The organism is Brevundimonas sp. P7753 (assembly GCF_013386595.1).
GTDB classification, from domain to species: Bacteria; Pseudomonadota; Alphaproteobacteria; order Caulobacterales; family Caulobacteraceae; genus Brevundimonas; species Brevundimonas bullata.
Map to the genome: position 1 here is coordinate 1 of NZ_JACARP010000071.1, position 9,413 is coordinate 9,413.

At 69.3% G+C, this 9,413-nt stretch carries 9 protein-coding genes and 1 pseudogene; 4 read left to right on the plus strand and 6 right to left on the minus strand.

The window, feature by feature from the left end; all coding sequences use genetic code 11:
• Together HX774_RS13710 and HX774_RS13715 are read right to left on the minus strand one after the other, a co-directional pair.
• Positions 1 to 370: pseudogene (locus HX774_RS13710) on the minus strand (SPOR domain-containing protein); the annotation flags it as partial.
• A gap of 79 nt (positions 371 to 449) precedes the next feature.
• The gene (locus tag HX774_RS13715; RefSeq protein ID WP_178827574.1) at positions 450 to 1,637 is read right to left on the minus strand and encodes a deoxyguanosinetriphosphate triphosphohydrolase; all 1,188 of its coding nucleotides are present in this window, start codon (positions 1,635 to 1,637) and stop codon (positions 450 to 452) included.
• Between the two features lie 103 nt (positions 1,638 to 1,740).
• Between HX774_RS13715 and HX774_RS13720 the strand changes: the two genes are divergently transcribed.
• From HX774_RS13720 to HX774_RS13730, 3 genes are all read left to right on the plus strand, one after another.
• Complete coding sequence (locus tag HX774_RS13720; protein WP_218650430.1) at positions 1,741 to 2,094, plus strand: iron-sulfur cluster assembly accessory protein; 354 nt, start codon at positions 1,741 to 1,743, stop codon at positions 2,092 to 2,094.
• 43 nt (positions 2,095 to 2,137) lie between these two features.
• On the plus strand, positions 2,138 to 2,530 hold the full coding sequence (locus HX774_RS13725; RefSeq protein WP_178827578.1) for a hypothetical protein: 393 nt from the start codon (positions 2,138 to 2,140) through the stop codon (positions 2,528 to 2,530).
• An 82-nt stretch (positions 2,531 to 2,612) separates the two neighbouring features.
• The gene (locus HX774_RS13730) at positions 2,613 to 3,464 is read left to right on the plus strand and encodes a neutral zinc metallopeptidase (RefSeq protein WP_178827580.1); all 852 of its coding nucleotides are present in this window, start codon (positions 2,613 to 2,615) and stop codon (positions 3,462 to 3,464) included.
• Positions 3,465 to 3,468: 4 nt separating this feature from the next.
• On the opposite strand, the gene HX774_RS13735 is transcribed toward HX774_RS13730, so the two are convergent.
• Entirely contained in the window at positions 3,469 to 4,413 is a 945-nt protein-coding gene (locus tag HX774_RS13735; RefSeq protein WP_178827582.1) for a pepsin/retropepsin-like aspartic protease family protein, read from the minus strand.
• A gap of 155 nt (positions 4,414 to 4,568) precedes the next feature.
• Here HX774_RS13735 and thrC point away from each other — a divergent pair, with 155 nt between their 5' ends.
• On the plus strand, positions 4,569 to 5,957 hold the full coding sequence (gene thrC, locus HX774_RS13740; protein ID WP_178827584.1) for a threonine synthase: 1,389 nt from the start codon (positions 4,569 to 4,571) through the stop codon (positions 5,955 to 5,957).
• A gap of 72 nt (positions 5,958 to 6,029) precedes the next feature.
• Here thrC and HX774_RS13745 read toward each other — a convergent pair whose 3' ends face one another.
• The 3 genes from HX774_RS13745 to HX774_RS13755 all read right to left on the minus strand — a co-directional run bounded on the left by HX774_RS13745 (position 6,030) and on the right by HX774_RS13755 (position 9,396).
• Entirely contained in the window at positions 6,030 to 6,560 is a 531-nt protein-coding gene (locus HX774_RS13745; RefSeq protein WP_178827586.1) for a cytochrome b, read from the minus strand.
• A 125-nt stretch (positions 6,561 to 6,685) separates the two neighbouring features.
• Entirely contained in the window at positions 6,686 to 7,648 is a 963-nt protein-coding gene (locus HX774_RS13750; RefSeq protein ID WP_178827588.1) for a homoserine kinase, read from the minus strand.
• 2 nt (positions 7,649 to 7,650) lie between these two features.
• Positions 7,651 to 9,396, minus strand: a complete 1,746-nt coding sequence (locus tag HX774_RS13755) for a homoserine dehydrogenase (protein ID WP_178827590.1) — start codon at positions 9,394 to 9,396, stop codon at positions 7,651 to 7,653.
• Between the last annotated feature and the right edge of the window lie 17 nt (positions 9,397 to 9,413).

Genomic DNA, 9,413 nt, shown 5'->3' on the forward strand with positions numbered 1-9,413 from the left:
GGGTGAAGGTGGGGACGGCGTCGGTCGCCTCGCCGCCGTCGCGATAGACGCGCACGCCCGCTTCCGGGTCGATCGGCTGGGCGTCCAGCGGCGCCTCGACCTTCATGCTCTCGACCGGCGTGCCGACGGCGGGCGGGGCGTCGGTCGAGGACCGCACGCCCGAGCGATAGAAGACCACCACGGCCACGATTAGCAGCAGCAGGACAATGGCGCTGATGATCAGGGTGATGGGCGGCGACTTGGCGGCCGGCGCGCGACGCGGATCATAGCTGCGGCGCTCGAACGGCAGATCGTCGTCGGTAGGCGGCGTATAGGCCCCCCGCTCGCGGCCGGCGTTGGGGTTGCCTCGGTGATCGTCGTCGTAGGACATGGGTCGCGCTTTCTGGATCGGCCCCGCGCGAATCGGCGCCGGGAAGTATCAGTCTAGCCCGCCCGTGGCCTCTTTCGAATCACAGATCAAGCGCCAGGTCGAGGCTGAACAATTTGCCGTGGACTTCGATGGCGTAGCGGTCGGTCATTCCGGCGATATAGTCGCACACCGCCCGCGCCCGCTTGACCGGATCATCCGACAGGGCCGAGGCCGACCATTCGGGCGGCATGACCTCGGGTTCTTCCATGAACAGGTGGAACAGTTGCGACAGGACGCGACGCGCCTGGCTGCGGGTGCGATTGACCCGGTAGTGGCGATACATCCGCTCGAACAGGAAGCGGCGCAGCACCCCCAGGTCGGCCATCATGGTGCTTGAGAACTGCACCATCATCTGCGGGGCCAGGCGAACATCCTCGACGGTGACGATGCCGTGCGCGGCCAGCCGGCGCTCGGTCTCGGCCAGGACGTCGTCGACCATGATGCCGATCATGCGGCGCACGGCCTCCAGACGCACCATGCGGTCGTCCAGCGCGGGCCAGTCGCGGCGCACCTCGGCCAGGCAGGGCCCGATCAGCGGCACCTCGGCTAGGTCGGCCAGCGTGAACAGCCCCGCCTGCACCCCGTCGTCCACGTCATGGTTGTTGTAGGCGATGTCGTCGGCGATGGCCGCGCACTGGGCCTCCAGCGAGGCGAAGGTGTCGAGCCTCAGGTCCCAGTTGGCCGCGCCGCCGGGGGCATAGGCGGCGACCGTCTTCCACGCCGGTTCGCCCAGGTAATGCATCACCGGACCGTTGTGCTTGATGACCCCCTCGACCGTCTCCCAGCTGAGGTTCAGTCCAAGGAATTTCGGATAGCGGACTTCCAGCTCGGTGATGACGCGGAAGCTCTGGACGTTGTGATCAAACCCGCCGTAGTCGGCCATCTGGGCCTGCAGTTCGTCCTCGCCAGCGTGGGCGAAGGGCGGATGGCCCAGATCATGGGCCAGGGCGATGGTCTCGGCCAGATCGTCGTCCAGCCGAAGGGCGTGGGCCAGCGACCGGGCGATCTGAGCCACCTCCAGACTGTGCGTCAGGCGGGTGCGATAGTGGTCGCCCTCGTGCGCCACGAAGACCTGGGTCTTCTCCTTCAGACGGCGGAAGGCGGTGGCGTGGATGATGCGGTCGCGGTCGCGGGCAAAGGGGGTGCGGGTGCGGCTGGCGGGCTCGAAAACATGGCGGCCACGGCTGGCGGCGGGGTCTTCGGCGAAGGACGCGCGGGTCTGGCTCAAGGCGGACAGCACTTCTATTACAGCACAGGCCTTTGCGAACGCCTGTCAGCTCCTCATATAGAGAGCCGTGAGCACCGTCCAATCCACAGAATCAGTCCGCGACCTGTCGCTTTCGGTTTCCGCCCGCGCCCCGGAAGGCATCCTTCTGGCCGAGAGCGCGGCGAAACGTCTGGCCAAGCTGGCCGAGATCGAGGGCAAGCCGGTCATGCTGCGCGTCGCCGTCGACGGCGGCGGCTGCTCGGGCTTCCAGTACCGGCTGGAACTGGTCGACGCGCCCGAGGCCGATGACCTGGTCATCCGTCGCGACGGTCAGGCGGCGGTGATCGACCCGGTCTCCATCCCCTTCCTCAAGGGCTCCGAGATCGCTTTTGTCGATGAACTGGCCGGCGCGCAGTTTGTAGTGCGCAACCCGAACGCCTCGTCCAGCTGCGGCTGCGGCGTCAGCTTCGCCATCTAGGGCCACGCTTGGCGCGGGCCGCTCGGGCGCCCATTTAGACGTTATGCGCCGCCTGATCCTCGCCACCCTGATGCTCGCCGCCGCGCCTCTGGCCGCGAACGCCCAGACCTGGCCCGGCTGGCCGGGTCCGCCGCCGGCCGGATACGATCCCGGCTCGGCCATCGCCGACCAGCACCGGATCGAGATGGACCGCCTGCGCAATCAGGCCGCCGAGCGCGAGGCTCTGGCCCAGCAGCAGCGGCTGCAGACGAGGATGACCCTCCAACGCCTGGAGGCCGCGCGCCAGCCCGCCGTGCCCTCGCCGCCGCAGACCGCCTACGTCCCACGCACGTTGGAACAGGAGCGACAGGCTCGCGAGGCTCAGGCCGCCCGCCGCGAAGAAATGACGCGTGGCGTCACCGAGATCGACGCCTGGCTGGACCGCCGTCCGAACTGAGCCTTGGTTACAATTGCATCCCTTCCCTGCCCGCCGCGTTTGGGCCTAGCTTCGGGCGAGATTTCAGGGTGGAGACGACATCATGCGTTGGCAGGGCGGACGGCGCGGCGGCGGCATTGAAGACCGGCGCGGCATGGGCGGCGGCGCCGTGGCGGGCGGCGGCATCGGCGTTCTGGTGCTGGCGGCCATCGGCTACTTCGTTTTCGGCATCGACCCGACCACGACCCAGCAGGTCGCCAGCCAGTTCGGCGGCGCCAGCCAGTCCGAACAAGCCGGCAAGATGGGCTCGCCCGAGGATCAGGCCGGACAGTTCGTCGAGGTCATCGGCTCCAACATCAACGACGTCTGGAAGACCAAGCTGCGCGGCTACACCCCGCCGACCACCGTCCTTTATGAACAAGGCACGCAGACGGGCTGCGGTTTCGGCCAGTCGGCCATGGGTCCCTTCTACTGCCCCGCCGATCAGAAGGTTTACCTGGACCTCGGCTTCTGGCGCGAGATGGAGACCAAGCTGGGGGCTTCCGGCGCCGACTTCGCCAAGGCCTATGTCATCGCCCACGAGTTCGGCCACCACGTCCAGCACCTGACCGGCGCCACCGACCAGGTCCAGCGCGCCCAGCAGTCCGCGCGGTCACAGGCCGAGGGCAACAAATATTCCGTCGCGCTGGAGCTTCAGGCCGACTGCTACGCCGGCGTCTGGGCCCGCAACGCCGCCGCCGTCTCCGGCGGTCAGGTGGCGCTTGAGCCGGGCGATCTGGAAGAGGGCATGAAGACCGCCCAGGCCATCGGCGACGATACCCTGCAACGTCGCGGCGGCGGTCGCGTCTCGCCCGAAAGCTTCACTCACGGCTCGGCGGCGCAACGGGTCGAATGGCTGCAACGCGGCTATCAGACCGGCGACCCGGCGGCGTGCGACACCTTCAAGGGGCTATGACGCCCTACCCCACGGTCAGGTCCATCTGGGGCGAGACGTGCAGACGGCCTCGTCCCAGGTCCAGCACGACGTCGCGATCCTCGAAGGCCGCCACGCCCAGCAGGGCGTCGGGATAGTTGGGCAAGGGGGAATTGGCGAACACCGGCGTCGCCACCCCGCGCCACAGGTCGTCGCCAAAGGTCACGGTCTTCGCCTCGATCACCCGCGCCCGCGCCACCCCGCCCAGGACGATGCTGGACCCGGCGGTTTCGGCGCGCCCGTCCAGCAGGCCCGCCGCCTCGGCCGCGCCCTGGCTCAAGGCGATCAGCGACGAGAAGCCAGTGTCGATCACCGCCCGCATCACCGCCCCCTCGACTGTCACCTCGGCGGTCAGGGCCGTGCCGCTGCGCTTGACCGGGACGGGTCGCAGCGCGGGTGAAACAACATGGCCGTCGGGATCGACCAGACGGCTGCGGCGGCGATTCATGTCCAGCTCCAGCACAGCCGCACCCAGCAGGTCCTGTCCCAGCACCAAGGGCGCGCCCAGGCCCGCCGCATCCGCCAACGGCCCTAGGTCGAGGATGGCTGCGCGCAGACCCGCCACTTTCAGCGTGCCGACCGCCATGTCCAGCGTCACCCCGCGCCCGACCTGCGGCTGCCCCCCGACGCCGTAAGCCACCAGAGGCATGTCGAAAAAGGTCGTCAGGCCCAGGGCATCGACCAAGGCGCGGTCGATCACCGAATACTGGGCCCCGCTGTCGATCAGGGCCGTCACCTCGCGCCCGGCGATCCGCACCCGCACGGTCGGCGTGGCGGCGTTCGCGACGACGAAGGGCGACCACCCGCTAGTCCCGCCGTCCGCAAACCGCAGCGTCGGCCGGCGCCAGATCACATGGTCCTTGAGCCACAGGCCGCCGCCGACAGCGGCAGCCGCCGCGCCCGCGCGGATCAGAAAGGAACGGCGTCTCATTCGCCCTGACATGGACCGGACGGCGACGATGCGCCAGCCCCGGCGACGCCTCTTGTGACCCCGACGTCATCTTGTTGCGCAAAACTGCGAAATCACCTTCGCAGACGCAAAATAATCATGACGAAGCGCCGCCCTGCGGCTAGAAACGACCCGTCATGAGCACCTCACCCGACCGCTACCTTTCGACGCGCGGCGACGCCGCCCCGACCAATTTCGCCGACGCCCTGCTGCGCGGCATTGCGCCTGATGGCGGCCTCTACATGCCTCAGGCCTGGCCGAGCCTGCCCGTCGATGCGGCGCGTCCGGGGCGGACCTATGCGGAAATGGCCAGGGAGGCGATTTCCCCCTTCATCGGCGACGCCCTGCCTGTCGGCGCGCTCGACCGCGCGCTGGAGCGTCTGACTAAGGGCTTCGACCACCCGGCGGTGACGCCCCTGGTCGAGCTGGAGCCGGGCCTCTTCGTGCTGGAGTTGTTCCACGGCCCGACCGCCGCCTTCAAGGATCTGGCGATGCAGCTGGTCGCCGCCCTGTCGGACGAGGCCCTGGCCGCGACGGGCCAGAAACTAACCCTGCTGACCGCCACCAGCGGCGACACCGGCGCCGCCGCCGTGCGCGCCTTCGCCGGGGCCGAGCGCATCAACCTGGTGGTGCTGCATCCGCTGGACCGCGTCTCGCCGGTGCAGCGCAAGCAGATGACGACGGTGCAGGCGGACAACGTCCTGAACCTGGCCGTGCGCGGCGACTTCGACGACTGCCAGCGTCTGGTGAAGGGCCTGCTGGCCGAGGAATCCCTGCGTGAAGGCCGTCGCCTGTCGTCGGTCAACTCGATCAACTGGGGTCGGCTGGCGGGCCAGATTCCCTATTATATTTCGGCCACGGCGCAGCTGGGTCAGGCGGCGACCTTCGTCGTCCCGACCGGCAATTTCGGCGACGCCTTTGCGGGCATCGCCGCGAAGAAAATGGGCCTGCCGGTTAAGGGCTTCGTCGCCGCCGTCAACCAGAACGACGCCCTGGCCCGCGCCATCAACGAGGGCGTCTATGCCCGCCGCCCCGCCGTCGAGAGCGGCAGCGTGTCGATGGACGTGCAGGCGCCGTCGAACTTCGAGCGTCTGGTCTATGAGGCCTCCGGCCGCGACGCCGCCGCCACCCGCGCCGTGTTCGAAACCTTCGCCCGCGACGGGTCCGTCACCCTGTCGCCCGACCTGCTGGCCGCGCTGAAATCAGAAGTCTCCGCCGTCTCCATCGACGAGACCACGACCCAGGCCGAGATCGCTCACGCCCACGCCGCCTGGGGCCGCGTCGTCTGCCCGCACACCGCCGTGGCCCTGGCCGCCGCGCGTCAACTGGATCGCTCAAACGGCCCCATCGTCGCCCTGTCCACCGCCCACCCGTCCAAGTTCGGCGCCTTTGTCTCCGACGTGCTGGGCTTCCAGCCCGAACCCGCCCCCGTCATCCGCGCCCTGGGCGACCAGCCCGAGCGCCTGACCATCATCGACAACTCGGCGGAAGCCGCTCTGACTGCGGTGAAGGGGTTCGCGGGGTAAGGCTTCAACCCGCCCGACGGGGATAGCGCCTGGGCATAGTCAGAGACGGCGATCCGAGCGCCTAAGCCGCCCTTAGGCCCGGCCCAGCATGCGCTTGAGCGTGCCGTCGCGAAGCACGTAGTGGTGGAACAGGGCCGCGCCGGCGTGCAGACCCACTAGCCAATAGCCGACCACGCCGATCGTCTCGTGCACGTCCTTGACCTGATCCGCCAGAGCCTTGTCGGGGGCCGTAAGGGCGGGAAGCGACAGACCAAAGAAGGGGATGGGCTTTCCGCCTGCGCTAAGCGTCAGCCAGCCCAGGAGCGGCATGGCGATCATGAAGGCGTAAAGCGCCACATGCATGGCCGCCGCGAACCAGTCGTTCCAGCTTCGCGGCGTCGAGGGGCGAGACGTGAAGAAACGAGCCAGCAGACGCGCCCAGACCAACAGGAAGACGGTCAGGCCGAGCATGAAATGCCACGCCTTGAGCGCCTCGCGCGGGTCGCTGCCGCGCGGATAGATTTCGCGCAGCAGGATGCAGGCATAGACGGCGACCAGCAGGACGAGCATCAGCCAGTGAAGGCCGATGGAGACACGGCTGTAGGCGGGCTTCGTCTGTGGCATGTGACGGCTGTTTCGCTGGCGGCGCGAGGCAGGCTCGGACCGGGTTTCAAGAACGGAGTGAGTTCTTCTAACGCGAGTCCATGACGCTTGCGCAAGCGCCGCGAACTCGCGCCCCCGAGGGCCCCTCAGACCGTCTCCGCCGCCTTCCAGTAATCCAAGCGGCGGAAGAAGGGCGCCGGATCCTTGGGCGTGACTAGGTTGGCGGGGTCGTGGAAGATGCGGTCATGCAGACGGGTCAGGGTGAAGCGCACCGCCGCCGCCGCGCCCAGCCCAGGCAGGGCTTCGGCCTCGGCGGGCGTCAGGGGACGCACGGACTCATAGCCCTTCTGGAAGGCGCGCAGGGCCGAGTGCATAGGGCGTCCTTCAGCGTCGAAGCCCCAGGCGCTGAGCGCGATGGCCAGGTCATAGGCCAGGACGTCGGTGCAACCGAAATAGAAGTCGATCACCCCGCCGACGTCGCACTTTCCGTGCTCGTTGGTGGCGAACAGGACGTTGTCGGGGAAGTAGTCGGCGTGGATCGGTCCGCGCGGCAGGGCGGGATCGCTCCACGGCTCGGCCAGATACGGCAGCAGGGCCTTGATCTGATCCAGCATCTTGCGATCCACACCCTTGGCGGCGGGCTCGCAGCGCGCGGCCAGCGCCGACCAGGCCTCGGGTCCGACCGGGTTCTTGCGCTCGACGGCATAGTCGGCGGCGTCCAGGTGCAGCAGGGCCAGCACCTGACCGGCGCGATACTGTTCCTTGTCGGAAGGCTGGCGCTTCCAGGCGCCGGGCGCCCAGTGCAGGATGGCGGCGGCGCGGCCGTTGAGATGACCAATGATCTCGCCCTGGCGGTCGGCGACGGGCGACGGCGTCGGAAACCCGCGCGCCGCCAGATGCCGGGTCAGGCCCAGGCAGAAGGGCAGCGAGGCCGCGTCCGTCCGCCCCTCGAACAGGGTCAGGACATAGGCGCCCGACGTCGTCTCCAGCTTGTAGTTGGTGTTCTCAACCCCCTCGGCGATCGGCGTCAGCGCGACCAGATCGCCCAGGGGGTAGCGCATGAGATAGTCGGCGGCCTGAGCCGGCGTGACGGGCGTGAAGACAGCCATGTCTAGACCAGCTCCGCCGCCGCGCGACGGGCGCGCACCACGTCGGCCACATCGGCCAGCACGCTTTCGGTCGTGGCCCAGCGCCCAGCGCCGCGCCCCTTGCACGTCCAGACGCGACCGTCCTGACCATAGACTTTCAAGGCGTTTCTCTCTCCGTTCAGCGACTGGAAGAGCGCGTCTTTCAGGTCGCCGTCAAGCCGCACAGAGGCGTCCAGATGGCCGCCCCGGTCATGGCAGGCGCCGATCTGACGCACCGGCTTGTCGCCCAGCGGCGTGTCCGCCGAGAGTTCGTCGCGCGGCAGGTCGGCGGGGGCGCGGCCAAAGGCCTCAAACGACAGCAGCTTCACCTTGGCGGCGGCGTCGTGGCCTTCCAGATCCGAGGACGGGTCTTCCTCGGCGAAGCCCGCCACGCGAGCGTCGGCCAGGGCGTCGGCGAAGGCCGCGCCCTCGCCTAAACGTTGCAGCATGAAGTTGACCGTGCCGTTCAGCACCGCCTCGAACCCGGCGACCGGACCGGCGGCGCGGGCGGCGCGCAGGGTCTCGATCATCGGCGCGCCGCCGCCGACCGAGGCCGACCAGGCGACGCGACAGCCATTGGCGGCGGCCAGGGCCTGCAAGCCCGCCGGGTCGCGGGCCACGGCCTGCTTGTTGGCGCTGACCACGTCGCAGCCGGCCTCCAGCGCGCGACGGATCAGGGCGTGACCAGCTTCGCCTTCCGACAGGGCCTCCAGCAGAAGATCAGGCTTCTTGGCCAGCAGGCCCTCGACATCGTTGGTGAACAAGTCGGCAGGCGCGGCCACGTCGCGCTTCTTGGCCGGATTGCGGACCAGGACGCCGACCACGTCATAGCGCTTGTCCGGCAGCAGGCGGTTCAGCAGACCGCCGCCGACCACGCCGCAGCCGGCCAGGGCCACACGCAGCGGGGCGTGCGGCTGGACCGGGCCGGGAGGGGCGCCGCGCTCGCCGACCACCGTGCCCTCGGCGCGGCCCAGGGCGGCGACCTCGATCTCGACGCCGTGTTCCATGCCCAGATCGATGGCGTCATGCTGGACCAGGGCCCCGCCCAGCTGGCGCGCCGTGTCCCAGCTGGCGCGGCGATAGCGCAGCGGCGTGCCCGTTTCGCAGGCCGGATCGCGGTCGTAGAGGCCGTCCACGTCCTTGACCAGACGCACCCGGTCCAGCCCCAGCTCGGCGGCCAGAACCACCGCCGTCAGGTCCGATCCGCCGCGGCCCAGCAGGGCCACGCGCCCGTTCGAGCGCACGCCGCCGAAGCCGGGGACCACCACCACCTCATGCTCGGCCAGGGCCTGTTGCAGACGCTCGCCCTTCAGGCTGACCGGGCGGGCGTGCTGCGCCGGCCCCTCGACCACGATGCCCAGCTCCCGCACCGACAGACCCACCGCGTCCAGCCCCACCCGGTCGCAGGCGATGGCGACCAGGGCCGCCGCCTTTTCCTCGCCCAGCACCACATAGGCGGGCAGCAGTTCATTCTCGTGATCCAGACCCAGCGCGCGGGCGTCGGCCAGCAGCCGGTCGGTGTGACCCGACAGGGCCGAAACCACCGCAACCACCTTCCGCCCGGCGCGGACGTGGCCGTAGATTTCCGAGGCCACGGCGGGCGCCTCGGCGGCGTTGCGCAGGACGGACGAGCCAAACTTCAGCACCACGACCTCGGCGGCGCAGAAGGCCCTGGGGACCGCTTGCGGTTTCTGTTTGTCGGCGACGAGAGCGAGGGCGGAAGCGGGCATTGGGGTGATCCTGAAGG

Bases quoted from the DNA above. Each gene is read 5' to 3' on its own strand.
- HX774_RS13745 (WP_178827586.1), bottom strand. From the start codon at position 6,560: ATGCCACAGACGAAGCCCGCCTACAGCCGTGTCTCCATCGGCCTTCAC.
- HX774_RS13750 (WP_178827588.1), bottom strand. From the start codon at position 7,648: ATGGCTGTCTTCACGCCCGTCACGCCGGCTCAGGCCGCCGACTATCTC.
- HX774_RS13755 (WP_178827590.1), bottom strand. From the start codon at position 9,396: ATGCCCGCTTCCGCCCTCGCTCTCGTCGCCGACAAACAGAAACCGCAA.
- HX774_RS13730 (WP_178827580.1), top strand. From the start codon at position 2,613: ATGCGTTGGCAGGGCGGACGGCGCGGCGGCGGCATTGAAGACCGGCGC.
- HX774_RS13735 (WP_178827582.1), bottom strand. From the start codon at position 4,413: ATGAGACGCCGTTCCTTTCTGATCCGCGCGGGCGCGGCGGCTGCCGCT.
- HX774_RS13725 (WP_178827578.1), top strand. From the start codon at position 2,138: ATGCGCCGCCTGATCCTCGCCACCCTGATGCTCGCCGCCGCGCCTCTG.
- thrC (WP_178827584.1), top strand. From the start codon at position 4,569: ATGAGCACCTCACCCGACCGCTACCTTTCGACGCGCGGCGACGCCGCC.